The following is a 15,640-nucleotide window of genomic DNA, read 5'->3' on the forward strand; positions in this document are numbered from 1 at the left end:
CTAAACTCACGCCTTTCCGATAAGCTTTACTTTGTACTTTAATAGGCGCGATTCTGGACTGGCAATTGGACTTTTTGACAGGGCCATTTTGGGGGCTTGAAACCTTTTGCACAGCTTTGCACTTTCTTGTCAGAACGGCCAAAAACCCCGCAGCAGCGCGGTTCAAAAATGTCTAATTGCCGGAAAATGAGAGCTGCCCGCATACTAAAGCTACACCGCAAGCGATTTAGGCCAAGTGATACAAGTGAGTCAAGTGGGGCAAACGCGGTAGCTTTAAAGTAAACGAACGAAAGCTGGAGGTGAGCGAGGATGAAACAATTGGCGGTTATGCCGGAAGCTGGCAAGCAGCCGTCCCGGGGCTATCGTCCAAGCATGCTGGGGCGGCTGAAGAAGGACAAATGGCTGTACATATTGCTGCTGCCAGGCTTGCTTTATTTTATCGTATTTAAATATGTGCCCATGTGGGGCGTGCTGCTGGCATTCAAAAATTTCCAACCGTATACCGGATTTTTGAAAAGCGAGTGGGTGGGACTGGAGCATTTTCAGCTGTTTTTTGCCAATCCCGAGTTTTTCATGCTGCTGCGTAATACGCTGCTGCTCTCCTTATACAATTTAGTGTTTTTCTTCCCGGCACCGATTGTGCTGGCGATATTGATGAATGAAGTACGCTTCGCGCTCTTCAAACGCACCGTGCAGACGATGATTTATGTACCGCATTTCATCTCCATGGTCATTGTGGCGAGTATGACGTATGTGTTTTTGACGACAGCTGGAGGCCCGGTCAACGATGTGCTGGAGCAGTATATCGGGCGCAAAATCGAATTTCTCGCCACGCCCGAATGGTTCAAACCGTTAATCATTATGCAAACCATTTGGAAGGAATGCGGCTGGGGGACAATCATTTTTCTCGCAGCGCTTGCAGGCGTAGATATGGAGCAATACGAGGCCGCTACGATGGATGGGGCGAATCGCTGGAAGCAAATTTGGCATATTACGCTTCCTGCCGTGCGCAGCACAATCGTGATATTGCTTATTTTACGAATGGGCAGCATTCTCGAAAATGGCTTCGAGCAAATTTATCTCATGCTGAACCCGCTCAACAGGCAAGCGGCAGAGGTGTTCGATACGTATGTGTATATGATGGGAATCACCCAAGGCGCATTCAGCTACAGCACCGCAGTTGGTCTGTTCAAATCGCTCATCGGCGTTGTGCTTGTCGTCGGGGCGAACTATTTGGCGAAGCGCTTCGGGCAGTCGGGGCTGTACTAGACATGAAGAAGGAGGGCTTGAAAAAATGGCTAAGCATTACAATACGGTATCCGGCCGAGTGTTTGATACCGCGAATTATATCGTGCTCAGCGTCTGTGCGCTGGCGGCGGTGCTGCCGTTTATTTTCGTCATATCGGGCTCGTTTGCAACCGATGCGGAGCTGACCCAGCGTACGGTGTTTCTCATACCGAGGACATTTTCGCTGGCGGCATATGAATTTATTTTTTCAACAAACACGATTATGAAAAGCATTGGCGTTTCCTTGTTTATCGCTACATTTGGTACGCTGGTCAACCTGTTCTTCACCGTTACGATGGCTTATCCGCTGGCAAGACGAAATTTAATGGGCCGCAATATTGTGCTGAATCTCGTCATTTTCTCGATGCTGTTCAGCGGCGGCATGATTCCGACGTATTTGGTCATTCGCGAGCTGGGCATGCTCGATTCCTACTGGGCGCTCATTATACCGGGGGCGATTAGCGCCTTCAACCTGATCATTATTAAAAACTTTTTCCAGGAGCTGCCGCCGGGGCTGGAGGAAGCGGCGCGCATTGATGGCTGTACGGAGCTAGGGCTGCTGTGGCGCATCGTTTTGCCGTTGTCTAAGCCGGTTCTCGCAACCTTTGCCCTGTTTTACGCAGTGGGCCACTGGAATGATTTTTTTACAGCGCTGCTGTATATTAATGATCCGCAAAAATGGCCGCTGCAAGTGCTGCTGCGCCAAATTGTCCTGCTGTCTCAGGCAGCGGCAGGCGACATCAATGCGATGGACCCTTCCTTCGTAAAGCCGCCTGATCAATCAATCAAGATGGCGGTCATCGTCGTCGGCACTGTGCCGATTTTGCTCGTCTATCCGTTTTTGCAAAAGCATTTTGCCAAGGGCGTGCTCATTGGCTCCATTAAGGGCTAGCCGCGAATACACGGCTTAGAGCCGTATCCATGAGGCAACACAACAAGCCGCTTTAGCGCGCAAGCAAGCTGGCGGTTTGGAATTTTACCATATATGATAAAGGATTAAGGGAGGCGTCAGCGATGAGAAAGAAAGAAGGTAAAAGAACGCGTTTGCTGCCTATGCTGCTCGTTGGGACAATGGCGGGAGCGGTAATTGCAGGCTGCTCGCAGCAGGGGGGGAATGCAGAAGGCGGCGCAGGAGGCGCGTCTGCTTCACCAGCCGGTACAGCAGGGGAAAGCACAGCGGAGAAGGCGCTGCAGCTCAATATCATGCTGCCGATTTTTAAGACGAATTTCCCGAAGGATGATAGCCCAGTAGCAGCAGAGATCGAAAAGCGGACGAATACCGACATTCATTTTGAATGGGTGCCGAACGCTTCTTATACGGATAAATTTAATATTACGCTCGCCTCGGGCAAGCTGCCGGATATTATGTATGTGCCGGACGTGAAGTCCCCGAGCTTCGTTAATGCTGCGAAATCCGGCGCGTTTTGGGAAATCGGGCCTTATTTGAAGGATTATAAAAATTTGAGCCAAGCGAATCCGATCATTTTAAACAACTCCTCCGTTGACGGCAAAAACTACGGACTGTACCGCGGACGTCCACTTGGTCGCAATGGGGTATTTTACCGTAAGGATTGGCTCGATGCTGTTGGCCTCCAAACGCCGCAAACGATTGATGATTTTTACAACATGCTAAAGGCTTTCAAGGAGAAGGACCCGGACAAAAACGGCAAGGATGATACGTACGGCATGGTCATGGTCAAATGGACGGGTCAGTGGGCGAGCGGCTTCGATACGATCAAGCTGTGGTTTGGGTCACCGAACAAATGGGGCGAGCGGGACGGCAAGCTCATTGTGGATTATGAAACGCCGGAATATTTGGAAGCGCTTAAATTTATGAAAAAGCTGTACGATGAAAAGCTGATTAATCAGGATTTTGCCATTATGGATTCAGCAAAATGGAATGATCCGCTCGTTAATAATCAGGCTGGCGTCATTGTGGACGTCGTGGATGGCGCGGCGCGGACTGATGATAAAATTCATGCTGCGCTTGCGGCAGCGGGCAAAGACGAGCCGGATGTGCATTATATGGATGTGTTTGGCGGAGTGAAGGGAACGGATGGACAGGTACGCACCTTGCCAACTTCCGGTTTTGCGGGCTTGCTGGCCTTCCCGAAATCGTCGATTAAAACCGAGGAGGAGCTGAAGCAAATCCTCAAGTTTATGGATCAATTGAGCGAGCCGGAAATGCAGACGCTGCTCGGCTACGGCATTGAGAACACGCATCATACGATAGTAGATGGCGTACTTGTGCCAAGCAAGGATTCAGCGCTGCTCGAATCTGAAGTCGAAGGATTAAATCAGCTGCTCAGCTTTATTCCAGAGGATAAGTCGACGAAGGTGAAGCAGACGCCGCTGCGTATTAAGCAGCTGGAGGTGCAGAAGGAAAATGAGCAGCTTATCGTGATGAACCCGGCAGAGCCTTTTATCTCTGAGGTTTATACGCTTAAGGGCGCTCAACTGGACAATATTATGAATGATGCCCGGATTAAGTTTATTGTGGGCCAAATTGACGAGGCTGGTTTTAAAGACGCGATTCAGCTGTGGAAAACGAGTGGCGGCGATGATTTGAGCAAGGAAATGAACGAGCTGTATGCAGCAAGTAAATAGCTGACGGCTGGCCGATAGGGGCAGGGCGATAGGCAGAGGGACCGCAGATAGCAGCGGTCTTCTGTCTTTTCCTATTCGGGCAGATTCCAGTATATGTACTAAATAAATAGAATGAAGCGTGATTGGCAGGAAATTCAGCCTGCTTAGCGAATGCGTTTACAAAGGGATTCGTCGAAATCTCCTAATTTTCAGCTAGTGGGTGAGCTCATGATCAAAGGAATGAAAGCCAGGCTTATGCCGGGGACGGGGATGACAGCTGGGCCGAAAGGAAGATTTTATCGCAAAAATCTGGTTTTGCTGCTCGTCGTTTGCAGCATTCCGGGACTGATTACCGGAGCGCTCGTTTATTTTTTGGCTGGGGGCATATTGGAGGACCGCTTGCTGGAGCAGCATAATGAGCAAATTGAGCAACGGGCGCAAAGCATTGACGAGCAGTTGACGAATTTGGAGCTCATGCTGTCGCATTGGGCATTCGATTCCAAATTCGACTACACGCTGGGCAATCGGGACTATGCGCAGCAGTTCGAGAAGGCGCGTGACATTACGAAGACGCTGCTTGTCATGCAGGGCTCCAATACGATGAACAAGCAGGTCGGGCTGTATCTTGGCGGGGAGCAGCAAGTGCTGTTCGGGCCGGAATATGGCGTGCTGCAAGGAGACGGACAGGCGGCTGCCTATGAAGGTCTGCTTCAATCGGATAAAGTTGCTTATTGGACACAGGTTGCCTTTGACACGGACCGTCCGTTTGATAAGGAGCTGACACTTGTGCATTACATTCCTGGCGGCAGCCTGCATCCGTTCGGAGCACTGCTTATTAGACTTGATAATGACAAGGTGAGCGAAATGCTGCGGACGATGACGCCGAGTGAAGGCGGAGAAACGTATTTAATGCAGGATAACGGAGAGCTGTATGCGTCAACGAGCGGGAATGACAGAAACTCTGAATTTGTAAACGCTTTAAATGAGGCGATTGCAGCTAAAGCTTCGCATAAAGGCTCCTTTTTGTTCCGGTTCAGCGAGAGCGACATGACGTATGCGGTTTCCTATGGCAAGCTGTCCCGGATTGCAGACAACTGGACGTATGTATCTGCTTCGCCGATTACGGGTATTACCGAGCCGGTGATCGTCGTATCAAAAAGCATTGTTGCTGCCAGCCTTGGCGCCTTGCTGCTTGCTGCCATTTTAGCATGGCTTGCCTCGCGCAGCATATATTCCCCGGTCAATCGCTTGATGACGGTGCTGCGGGAGCGAAGCGTGCCAGCAGGCAAGCCGGAATGCGAATTTACATGGATCGAGCGGCAGTGGCAGCACTTGCACCGGGAAAGCGAGGAGCTGCATGCGAAGCTTTCGGAGCAGCTGCCTCATGTGAAGGAAAGCTTTCTACATCAGCTGCTGCAAGGCTATTTGGCAGATTACTCCGAAGGGGAGCTGCTTCGCCGGATGGAGCGTTACAAATGGCGGGTGGAGCCTGGCACGCATTACATGGTGCTTTATATGAAGCTGACTGGCATTGCTAATTTGGAGGGCAAATTCAAATATGGCGATGAGGGGCTGGCGACGTTTGCGGCGGTCAATATGATGGAGGAGCTGGCGGCAAAATATTTTGAGCAGAGCAACACGATCAACTTTCATAATTTAGCAGCCGGCTTGCTTATTATTGTGCCGGAAGGGCGCTCCTATCGCGAGGAGCTGCATGCCTTCAGTGAGGCAGCGATGCAGGCATTCAACCAAATTCTTAATATGCGGGCGACGATTGCGATCAGCCCGAATACAGCGAGCATTACAGAAATTCCGCATCTGTTCGAGGGGACGAAGCATGCGGTCAGCTTCCGGCGATACGATCAGGCAAATCAAATTATTGATATGGAGCAGCTTGAGGAGCAGGGCAGCACAGCGTCGGAGCCTGCCTATCCCTTTGCGCTTGAGCGTGAGTTTATACAGGCGCTTCGTACGGGGCGTGAGGCTGAGGCATATGAGCTGCTCGAGCAGTTTTTGCAGGCGTTGTCCAGCGAAGAGGCGAAGGAAATGGATGTGCAGCAGGGCATGCTGCATTTGCTCGGCTCCGTCCAGCATGCCATTATGGTGTCGGGCATTTCCCCGAATCGGTTGTTCAAGGGAGCAAACCGTTATGAGCAGCTGTCGCAAATCCGCGAGCCGGAGCTGCTGCTGGGTTGGTTCCGCGGCATGATTGCTGCTCCGTTTCTTAGGGAGCTGGGCGAGCGGACCAATGCTGGGGTGAAGCGGCAGATTGAGCATGCGATGCTGTATTTGCAGCAGCATTATATGAGCGATATTTCTCTCGACAGCTGCGCGGAGCATATCGGCATGAATCCTTTTTTCCTAAGCAAGTCGTTTAAGCAGGTAACGGGGAAAAATTTTATCGACTATTTGACCGGGCTGCGGATGGATAAAGCGAAGGAGCTGCTGCGCGAATCGGTGCTGAAAATCAATGACGTTGCCGAGCAGGTCGGCTACCAGCACAGCTATTTCAACCGCATTTTCAAAAAGCTGGAGGGCATGACGCCAAGCCGCTATCGCGAGCTGAGTCAGGCGGAGTAGCTAGACAGAGGTAGAATGGTAGACAGGCAGGTAGACAGGTAGGCAGGCAGGTGAGGCAGACAGGTGAGGCAGACAGGTAGAGGAGAGGTAGGAGGCAGCCTAGCTAAAGGCCGAAATGCTGGGACTGGCTTTCTTCTCTGCTTGCAGCTATAGCAATAAAGTTCAAGCTTGGCAACAAAGTGCAAGCCTCGAAAAGGGGCGCTGTCAGTATTGGATAGGGGCAGCTGCATGGCGTATATTGCACAATGCGCACGGAGCAAAAAAGTATCATTGCCCGCAAACGACCATCCTTCTAGTATAGAAAGCAGCTTAGAGGAAAGAGGTGCTGGCAATGAGTGTCAAGCTCAAATGGCTCGGTAAACAGGCGGCTGCGCCTGTTGGTTTAACATGGGGTGTTCCTTGGAAGGAGGGCGAGCTGCTTCGCGGCGATTCGCTTGCTTTGCATAGCGAGATTGCAGGTATGGAAAATGCGGCAAGCGTCTCCGCGCTGCGGGTGCAAAGCTGGCCTACCGCTTTTTGGCCGGATGGCAGCATCAAATGGTCCGCCCATGCGGCGGTAGGCTCCAGCGATTTTGGCAGCTTTCAGCTGGAGTTGATCAAGCAGGCAGCGACAACGGCAGCGGCACCGGAGCAGGAGCTTCACCCGGCAGCGGAAGTCGAGCAACCATTCCTGAAAGTAGTGACAACCGATGAGTCGATCATCGTCGATACAGGCGTTATCGTATGTACGTTCCCGCGAAGCGGCAGGGGCGTAATCCGCAGCATTAAGCGCGGAGAGCAGGAGCTGTGCAGCGGCGGCGATTTGGTATGCTTGAAGGAAAGCCGCAATCAGCTGCATGGCGCTTTGACGCTGCGGGAGGAGCCGTTTCACGGCTTTGTTCATACGGCGGTTGTCGAGCAGGACGGTCCGGTCAGGGCGGTTATTAAACTGACGGGCAAGCACCGGGCGAGCTGCAATTTGAGCCAACGCGTTGACCCGAATAAGCCCAATCAGCAAAACGTAGTCAGGGCCAGCCCAAGCCGTGAATGGTTGCCGTTCACGCTGCGTTTTTATTTGTATGCAGGGCTGGACTCAATTCGCCTCGTTCATACCTTTTTCTATGACGGCAATCCACATGCGGATTACATAAAAGGACTCGGACTGTCGCTCGCTGCACCGATGCGCGGTCCGCTATACAATCGGCATGTCCGGCTGGCGGGCAATGACGGCGGTTTTTTGCGGGAATCGCCGAAATCGCTGCATACACGGCGAACAAAGGGCAAGTACCGCGAGCTGTTTGAACGGCAGGCGGCGGGGGAAGCCGTTGATTTTGATGCGAACGAGGATGCTTATTTTCTCGGACTGCTGGAAAATTCGGCGGTCTGGGATGATTTTAAGCTGGTGCAGCATTCAGCGGATCACTATGTGGTGACGAAGCGCACGCAGGCGCAATGCTGCTGGCTGAAAGCAGGGGAGGGAAGCCGTGCGGAAGGGCTTGCCTACATTGGGAGCGAGGGCGGCGGTTTAGCTGCAGGTATGCGAAATTTTTGGAAAAAGCATCCGGCCTCGCTGGAGCTTCGCCATACGGCTACGTCATCGGCCGAGCTGAAGGTATGGTTCTGGTCGCCTGATGCGCCGGCGATGGACTTGCGGCATTATGACACACAAACGTATGTAGAGTCGGCTTATGAGGGCTCAGAGGAGCTTAGTGCAACGCCATACGGCATTGCCAATACGAATGAGCTGACGCTTTGGTGCATGGCAGCTACGCCGAATGAAGAGGAACTGGCGCATAGGCTGGCAGAAATTCAGTCGCCAGCCCAGCTTGTATGCGAGCCGGAATATTTGCACGAGGCACGCGCCTTCGGCATTTGGAGCCTGCCGGATCGCAGCACCGCTGCAAAGGCACAGCTGGAGGAGCGGCTGGATGGCATTGTTGCTTTTTATATGGCGGAGGTGGAGCAGCGCCGGTGGTACGGCTTTTGGGATTTTGGCGATTTTATGCACAGCTATGATCCAGTCCGTCATGTGTGGAGCTACGATCTTGGCGGCTGTGCCTGGCAAAATGCAGAGCTGGTGCCGAATATGTGGCTGTGGCTCATGTTTATGCGCAGCGGGCGAGAGGATATTTTTCGTTTGGCCGAGGCGATGACCCGTCATACGAGCGAGGTGGATGTGTATCATTTTGGCGAATATGCCGGTCTTGGCTCGCGGCATAATGTGGTTCATTGGGGCTGCGGCTGCAAGGAGGCGCGCATTGCGATGGCGGGGCTGCACCGCTATTACTATTATTTGACCGCCGATGAGCGCATTGGCGATATGCTGGATGAGGTGAAGGACGCCGATTACAGCACGGTGGTGCTGGACCCGATGCGCGCCTATTTTCCGAAGGATGAGCATAAGGCTCATATTCGTGTCGGGCCGGATTGGGCTGCGTTCAGCTCAAACTGGATGACGCGCTGGGAGCGCTTCGAGGATACGGTATACCGGGATAAAATATTAACCGGCATTAACAGCGTCAAGCAGGCGAAATACCGGCTCATCTCCGGACCGACGTATGGTTATGATCCAGCGACTAATGTGCTGACGCCGTTTGGTGAAGACAACTATGGCCGTCACCTGGCTATATGCATGGGTGCGCCACAGGTATGGTTCGAGCTGGCGATGATGCTGAAGGACCCGGAATGGGAAAATATGCTGGGCGAGTTCGGTGTTTATTACAACTGGACGCAGGAGCAAAAGGATGAGCTGACGGGCGGAGAAATAAGCGACAGCCATTTTGAGCATCCCGTTCTTAGCATTGCGATTGCCGCCTATGGCGCTTTCTGCCGCCAAGATGCCGAAACTGCGGCGTTTGCCTGGCAAACGCTGCTGGGCAATGCTTTTGCCCGCACGGATTTGCTGGGAGAGGCTGTTCTTGTCCAAAGCCTCCGCAGCATGAAGGAAATCGACTGGATGAATACGAATGAGGCGGCTCAGTGGTCGCTTAATACGATCATTAGCCTGGAGCTTATTCCAGAGGCGCTGCCTGCAATGGAGAAGGAGATGAGCGGTCGATGATTCCAGCGAGCTGGAAGCTGATCTATGACAATCCGCTGCGCACTGCGGAGGATATGAATGGTTTCCGCGCAGAGGGCGATGCGCTCCTTTCCTTTCCGCAGCAGAGGCTGCGTCTAGCTAGTGCCCGGGACGAGGCAGAAGGCCAGCAGGCAAACTTTGTTTTGTGGTGCCCGCATCATTTTCCAGCCGATGTGGCTATTGCTTGGGATTTTCGCCCCATCTCGGAGCCGGGGCTGGCCATATTGTTTTTTTCGGCGGAGGGGCGCAGCGGGCGGGATTTGTTCGACTATACGCTTGCTAAGCGAAACGGCCCCTATGAGCAATATCATCACGGCGATATAAATGCGCTGCACTTGGCCTATTTTCGCAGGCGCTGGCCGGAGGAACGACAGTTCCATACTTGCAATTTGCGCAAAAGCTACGGTTTTCATCTCGTTGCGCAAGGCGCCGATCCACTGCCAGGGACGGCGGATTGCGCTGAAAGCTATCGCATGCTGCTCGTGAAGCGGGGCGGCAGCATTTATTTTTCCATTAATGAGCTGCCTATTCTGGAATGGATGGATGACGGTGAAGCTTATGGCCCGCTGCTCGGAGCTGGCAAAATCGGATTTCGGCAAATGGCGCCGCTCGTTGCGGAATACGCCAATTTAAAAGTTTATGGGGAGGAATAACGATGACAGCTATCCTGCTTTGTTTTCCACAGGGCAAGCATAAAGCATTGACGATGAGCTACGACGATGGCGTAAACGCGGATAAGCGCCTCGTAAATATTTTTAACCAGCACGGTATTAAAGGCACGTTTCACATAAATGGCGGGTTGTTCGGCACGGGGCGCAGGCTGACGGAGCAGGAGGCGGTGCAGCTTTACGAGGGCCACGAAGTTTCCGCTCATACGTTAACCCATCCGACGATTGCCCGGTGTCCGGCTGAGCAAATTGTGCATGAGGTGATGGAGGATCGCAAACGACTGGAGCAACTGTTTGGATATGCCGTTCGAGGAATGTCTTATCCGAATGGTTCGTTCAGCCCAGCGATTAAGACGATGCTGCCCTCTCTGGGCATCGAATACGCGCGGGTTGTTCAGACGACAGGAGGCTTTGATCTGCCAGCTGATTGGCATGAATGGAAGGCGACCTGCCACCATAATGATCGTCTGATGGAGCATGCCCAGACGTTTGCGGAACTGCACAAAACACAATATTTGTATCTCATGTACGTATGGGGTCACAGCTACGAATTTGATGACCAAGGCAATTGGGAGCTGATGGAGCAGTTTTGCGAATATATCGGGAACCGGGATGATATTTGGTATGCCACGAATAAGGAGATTGTCGATTATATAAAAGCGTATGAGCGTCTGCAATTTTCAGCTGCTTTAACGTTTGTTGAAAATCCGAATGCGCAAAGCATCTGGCTTAGCGTCGATGGTGCAAAGCTTGAGGTTGCAGGCGGCAGCCGCGTATCCCTTACAGGATGCAAGGAGGAATAACGATGATATCAGAAACGGAAGCGGTATATGCGCTCGGCAGCATCGACATTTCAGAGGCAGGGCCGCGATGCAAAATGCTGATTGGCGATTTGGATGGGGATGGCCGAATGGAGCTGCTGCTCGTGCAGCCCGATAATCGGCAGGATGTTCGCTATATCCCCCATCAGGTGCAGTGCCTGACCGCCTACGACTTGCAGGGCAAGCTGCTTTGGCAGCATGGCAAACCGGATCTGGAGGCAGGCAAGCAAGGCTCGGATTATCCCGCGCAAATATATGATTTGGATGGGGATGGCAGGCTGGAGGTGCTATGCATTATGCAGGACCGTTTTTTGCTGCTCGATGGCGCGACTGGGACGGTTAAGGAAAGCTATGAACTGCCTGATCCGCATGCTCATGACTGCATCATCATTGCGAACTTATCAGGCGGTGAGCACGCATCCGACATTATTTTGAAAGACCGCTATCATAAGCTATGGGCGCTTAATCGGCATTTCGAGCTGTTGTGGACGCATGAGGGCAACCCGGGCCATTATCCATGGGTGTACGATTTGGATGGTGATGGCAAGGATGAGGTAATGGCAGGCTATGATTTGCTGGATGCAGCGGGCAAGCTTCGCTGGAGCTGCGCAGATCTGGACGATCATGCCGACTGTATCTGGGTCGGCGATGTGAATGGCGACGGAGAGCCGGAGCTCGTCATTGGCGGCAGCGTGACGGTTATGTATAGCCGCAGCGGTGAGGAGCTATGGCGTTATGAAGGCTCCATTGAATCGCAGCATATCGCTTTGGGACGTTTTCGCAGCGATTCGCCAGGTCTGCAAGTGGCCGGTCTCGACCGGCTCGTGCGTGAGGATGACGGCAAGGGGCTTAAAGGCAAAGATGCGCTGTTCTTGCTTGATGCCAAAGGACAAGAGCTGTGGAAGGAGAATCGCAGCACGGATGGCTGGCTGACGATCATAGAGACGGTGAGCGGCTGGCGCGAGCAAGCGCCGGACTACATACTGGGCTATCGCCGTGGAGGCGGCGTATTCCCTGCCCTATATGACGGGTATGGCGCTATCGTTGCAGAGTTTCCAATGGAAGGCTACGCGGTGCACGCGGATTTGCTAGGAGGCGAGACGGAGCAGGTGATTATTTATAACGATGAGCTGGCGACGATCTATGCAAGCAAGCCGATGGAGCTTGAGCCGGCATCGCGACAAGGCGGTGCGCTTGCACAGCCTAAACGGCTGTATAGCTCGACGCTATATCCTGGAGGAGAGGTTGCTATTCAAGCATAACGATTATTCATTGCCATTGGTTATCTAGTACCGCATTGCCATGTGCTAGATAACCAATGTTTTCGTAAAGGCTGTCCATCCTTTAATCCTTTAATCCTTTATTCTTTTAATCTTTTAATCTTTTAATCCTTTGCCATTCAGAATGTGCTGCATATATTTTTCAACTCGTGACTGCCGTGTTTTCGCTTGCTTGGGTTCAGAAAAATAAAAAAGGTATGCTCTTTGTCGACCGGGCGACAATGCTTCAAAAGCCGTCTTCAAAGCAGGGTTGTCATCGAGTTTATTTTGAAGCTCTTCAGGAATGGTGTATTCTGTATGCTTTTTGAACGCCACTTCCAGACCGGATTTTTCAACTTCGATAGCTTCATAAATATAGGCTTTCAAAATGGTTTCAATTTCAGTGATTTGTTGAGTATTGGTGAACCGTATTTGGCGAGCGGCTTGTACATTTTCCGTCTGTTGGATGAGTATGCCATGGGGATCCTTCAGCAAGGCTCCTTTGTGAAAAAGCAGCGCGCAATACTGTTTAAAACCATGGATTAACACGATGTTTTTATTACCAAGCGTGTAACAAGGATGCATCCACTTATAATCCTCGGTAAGCTCGCAGTCAAGCACGATCGTGCGCAGCTTCTCGTATTCTTCCTTCCACTGTGTAGCATGGCTTAAAAATGCATCAACCCTGGGGTCCAGTTTGCTATCTGTCATCAAGTAACACCCTTTCCATGCAGTATCAAAAATATGATTTGATATTGGATCGTTATTCATCCCTGCTATGATCCAGATCCAGCAGGCGCGCGGCTAAAGCGATTGCTTCATGGCCGCGGAGGCGGGGGCGATTGTTACGCGGTTTTTGCCGCTTTTTTTGGACGTATACATCGCTTCATCGGCGGCTTTCACCAGCTCCTGAATTTCTGCCTGCTTCTTCGCGATGCATAAGCCGATGCTGATCGTGACAATCGTCTCCAGCTCGACGCGCTTGCGAATCGATTCAGCCACCCGCTCCGGCTTCACTTTGTCGAGAGTAATGCAGGCGAGCAGCTCTTCACCGCCATATCTTCCGGCCGTTCCAATCCCCGCCGATTCCTCCTTCAAAATTTCCGAAACCTGCTTCAGCACAATATCCGCCTTATGATGGCCCTGTGTATCATTAAGTTGCTTGAAGTTGTCAATGTCGCAGAAAATAACGGCCACGCCTTTGCCGCGCTTCATGAGCTGGGCCGCCTTCATATTGAAAGTACGGCGATTATACAGCCCCGTCAAGCCATCGGTAATGGACGATTGATAGGTTGCAATAAGACGCTCAATCACCCAATCAAACAATAGCAGAAACAGCTGGACAAAATAGACGACCGACAGCAAGTAGGCGAAAATCTGCATCCCTGGCATCGTGCCGTGAAAAGCGTAGGCATCCGCCAAATGAGCGAGCTCATATATGAAATAGGTGACGAGGCTGGCAAAATATTTCGTGTTCATATCGATACCCTTCGTATCGAGCAAAATCAGAAAGGTGACGATCAGGGCATAGAAATCAAGCCCAATAAAGTTGCCCGCTCTGCCTGCACCCGTCTCTGTACCAGCCATGGACATATACGTAATATGCAGCCCGGCGATTACAAAAGTCAGCACAAGCATCACAACAAAAGGCGTTACTTTTAAGCGGGTTCCCCGATGAGTATATAATTTCATGAAGACAAGGTTTATAATGATAAAAGAAATGATTTGCAGCGTTGTCGCCAGCAGATGAACCCACGGCGGAATAGCAGTGCCGGCATAAGCAAGCATGGCCAGCAGCGCCTGTTGAATCATAAAGAAGGGCAGCGTTGCATTGAGCAGTCCATACGTTCGATTGTTCTTGTAGCTGGCGCTAAGGCGCACAGACATGAATAGCATAAGAATAAGGATGAGAATAACGCATGAGGATGCGAGCAGTTGGCCATTCGGCCCTGCTAACCAAGAAAGGATTGTCATTGTAAGCCCACCATATGCTCAAAATATAAAAAAATAATAAAATTGCGCGTGTCGACATTCATCTTCTTTACAGAAACATACGTTCTACTATATCATGTTTGATGGCAGATGAACAACGTTAATATAAGTATTATCGGCATCATTGCCCAAAATGTGTAATCCGTTGTATTCGCCCGAATAGGGGTAATAGAGGCTTTGAGTGCAAATTTGGAGGAGATTTAAGTTATGAATATTTTACAGGCTTTATTTTTCCCGCCGGAGCAGCCGGGCGGCGTCTCTTCCATGATTCCCTATATTCAGGATCGCTTTCAGCAGATGGGATGGGAGATGGAGCTATTCTCAATTCCGAAGCGAGTAAGAGGAAAAGGGCAGGAGGAGGTGGTATTCGAAACCTTCGATTACCATGCTTTTGAGGGGGACCCGCTTGTCGATAAATATATTCAAACGTACCGCGATTACGTCTGGTGGACAAAGCTTAGACTGAAGAAGACTTATGATATTATTCACGCGCATCATCCGATTGCGGCGCTGGTTATGAAGCAGCTGTATCCAGACACGCCTGTCATGATGACGATTCACTCCAGCTATGAGCGCGAGCTGGTTTTGAATGGAAAAATTAAAGAAAATAGCAAGGTGCATCAATTTTTGACCGCAATTTATGGCGAACTGGAGGCGCGTGTTGACAAGCTGCTGACAGTGTCGGAATCATTCCGCTCTTATATTTCTCCTTATGTGACAAATGCAGAGGCAATTAAGGTGATTCCAAACGGCTTTGATGAGAAGCGCTTTAAGCCGATTGCCCATGAGAATGAAGTACCCCAGCTCATTACCGTATGCCGCCTTGTGCCGGCCAAAGGCATTGATATTTTGCTTCATGGCTGTGCGGAGCTTAAGCGCAGAGGACATCCATTCGTCCTGCATATTATCGGGGATGGGCCGATCCGACCGGAGCTTGAGCAGCTTGCGGTGGAGCTTGATTTGTATGACGATATTATTTTTTACGGTTATATGCTGCATCCCGAGGAATTTATGCCGTTTTTTGATATTTTCGTACTGCCCTCGCGGGCGGAGGCGTTCGGTTCCGTATTTGCCGAGGCAGCACTATGCTGGCTTGCCCTTGTCGGAACGAATGTAGGGGGCATTTCGGAGCAAATTGACGATGGGGTCAATGGGCTGCTTGTGCCGCCAGAGGACCCGATTGCTCTTGCTGAGGCGCTGGAGAAGCTGGTCACGGATTCCTCATACCGTTACAATTTGGCGCGTTCGGGCTGGGATAAAGCAAAGCAGGTTTATTCGCTGACGCGGGTTATTGCCCAGCTGAAAAAAGTATATGTTAACACGCTGAACCAAGCGGAATGATCTAACGCTGGACTGGCGAACGGGGCCGGAGCAGTAGACAAAGGGCAG

Annotated in this window: 11 protein-coding genes; 9 read left to right on the top strand and 2 right to left on the bottom strand. The window is 51.4% G+C overall.

Annotated elements, in window-relative coordinates:
* Positions 1-327: 327 nt before the first annotated feature.
* The 8 genes from V5J77_RS09405 (at position 328) to V5J77_RS09440 (ending at position 12,262) form a co-directional block, all read left to right on the top strand.
* Complete coding sequence (locus tag V5J77_RS09405) at positions 328-1,269, top strand: ABC transporter permease subunit (RefSeq protein ID WP_338556670.1); 942 nt, start codon at positions 328-330, stop codon at positions 1,267-1,269.
* A gap of 25 nt (positions 1,270-1,294) precedes the next feature.
* Positions 1,295-2,179, top strand: coding sequence for a carbohydrate ABC transporter permease (locus V5J77_RS09410; protein WP_338555516.1), 885 nt, complete (start codon positions 1,295-1,297; stop codon positions 2,177-2,179).
* 122 nt (positions 2,180-2,301) lie between these two features.
* Positions 2,302-3,894, top strand: a complete 1,593-nt coding sequence (locus V5J77_RS09415) for an extracellular solute-binding protein (RefSeq protein ID WP_338555517.1) — start codon at positions 2,302-2,304, stop codon at positions 3,892-3,894.
* Positions 3,895-4,101: 207 nt separating this feature from the next.
* Entirely contained in the window at positions 4,102-6,453 is a 2,352-nt protein-coding gene (locus V5J77_RS09420) for an AraC family transcriptional regulator (protein ID WP_338555519.1), read from the top strand.
* Positions 6,454-6,784: 331 nt separating this feature from the next.
* A complete protein-coding gene (locus tag V5J77_RS09425) occupies positions 6,785-9,493 on the top strand; it encodes a hypothetical protein (protein WP_338555521.1) in 2,709 nt (902 codons plus the stop codon).
* Positions 9,490-10,164, top strand: coding sequence for a DUF1961 family protein (locus V5J77_RS09430; protein WP_338555523.1), 675 nt, complete (start codon positions 9,490-9,492; stop codon positions 10,162-10,164). Before V5J77_RS09425 ends, V5J77_RS09430 begins: the two co-directional genes overlap by 4 nt.
* Positions 10,165-10,166: 2 nt before the next feature.
* The gene (locus V5J77_RS09435) at positions 10,167-10,982 is read left to right on the top strand and encodes a polysaccharide deacetylase family protein (RefSeq protein WP_338555524.1); all 816 of its coding nucleotides are present in this window, start codon (positions 10,167-10,169) and stop codon (positions 10,980-10,982) included.
* A 2-nt stretch (positions 10,983-10,984) separates the two neighbouring features.
* Positions 10,985-12,262 (top strand): hypothetical protein, encoded by a 1,278-nt coding sequence (locus V5J77_RS09440; RefSeq protein ID WP_338555525.1) that lies wholly within the window; start codon positions 10,985-10,987, stop codon positions 12,260-12,262.
* Positions 12,263-12,376: 114 nt separating this feature from the next.
* Here V5J77_RS09440 and V5J77_RS09445 read toward each other — a convergent pair whose 3' ends face one another.
* Positions 12,377-12,970 carry a YdeI family protein gene (locus tag V5J77_RS09445; protein ID WP_338555526.1) on the bottom strand — a complete coding sequence of 198 codons (594 nt, stop codon included), beginning with the start codon at positions 12,968-12,970 and terminating at the stop codon, positions 12,377-12,379.
* Between the two features lie 93 nt (positions 12,971-13,063).
* Positions 13,064-14,233, bottom strand: coding sequence for a GGDEF domain-containing protein (locus V5J77_RS09450; protein ID WP_338555527.1), 1,170 nt, complete (start codon positions 14,231-14,233; stop codon positions 13,064-13,066).
* 225 nt (positions 14,234-14,458) lie between these two features.
* On the opposite strand from V5J77_RS09450, the gene V5J77_RS09455 reads away from it, so the two are divergent.
* Positions 14,459-15,592 (top strand): glycosyltransferase family 4 protein, encoded by a 1,134-nt coding sequence (locus tag V5J77_RS09455; protein ID WP_338555528.1) that lies wholly within the window; start codon positions 14,459-14,461, stop codon positions 15,590-15,592.
* The last annotated feature ends 48 nt before the right edge of the window (positions 15,593-15,640 follow it).

The sequence above is a fragment of the Paenibacillus sp. KS-LC4 genome, assembly GCF_036894955.1.
Taxonomy (GTDB): domain Bacteria; phylum Bacillota; class Bacilli; order Paenibacillales; family Paenibacillaceae; genus Pristimantibacillus.

Excerpts from the sequence above, each read along its gene's own strand:
- V5J77_RS09405 (WP_338556670.1), top strand. The coding sequence starts at position 328 with ATGCCGGAAGCTGGCAAGCAGCCGTCCCGGGGCTATCGTCCAAGCATG.
- V5J77_RS09410 (WP_338555516.1), top strand. The coding sequence starts at position 1,295 with ATGGCTAAGCATTACAATACGGTATCCGGCCGAGTGTTTGATACCGCG.
- V5J77_RS09415 (WP_338555517.1), top strand. The coding sequence starts at position 2,302 with ATGAGAAAGAAAGAAGGTAAAAGAACGCGTTTGCTGCCTATGCTGCTC.
- V5J77_RS09420 (WP_338555519.1), top strand. The coding sequence starts at position 4,102 with ATGATCAAAGGAATGAAAGCCAGGCTTATGCCGGGGACGGGGATGACA.
- V5J77_RS09425 (WP_338555521.1), top strand. The coding sequence starts at position 6,785 with ATGAGTGTCAAGCTCAAATGGCTCGGTAAACAGGCGGCTGCGCCTGTT.
- V5J77_RS09430 (WP_338555523.1), top strand. The coding sequence starts at position 9,490 with ATGATTCCAGCGAGCTGGAAGCTGATCTATGACAATCCGCTGCGCACT.
- V5J77_RS09435 (WP_338555524.1), top strand. The coding sequence starts at position 10,167 with ATGACAGCTATCCTGCTTTGTTTTCCACAGGGCAAGCATAAAGCATTG.
- V5J77_RS09440 (WP_338555525.1), top strand. The coding sequence starts at position 10,985 with ATGATATCAGAAACGGAAGCGGTATATGCGCTCGGCAGCATCGACATT.
- V5J77_RS09445 (WP_338555526.1), bottom strand. The coding sequence starts at position 12,970 with ATGACAGATAGCAAACTGGACCCCAGGGTTGATGCATTTTTAAGCCAT.
- V5J77_RS09450 (WP_338555527.1), bottom strand. The coding sequence starts at position 14,233 with ATGACAATCCTTTCTTGGTTAGCAGGGCCGAATGGCCAACTGCTCGCA.
- V5J77_RS09455 (WP_338555528.1), top strand. The coding sequence starts at position 14,459 with ATGAATATTTTACAGGCTTTATTTTTCCCGCCGGAGCAGCCGGGCGGC.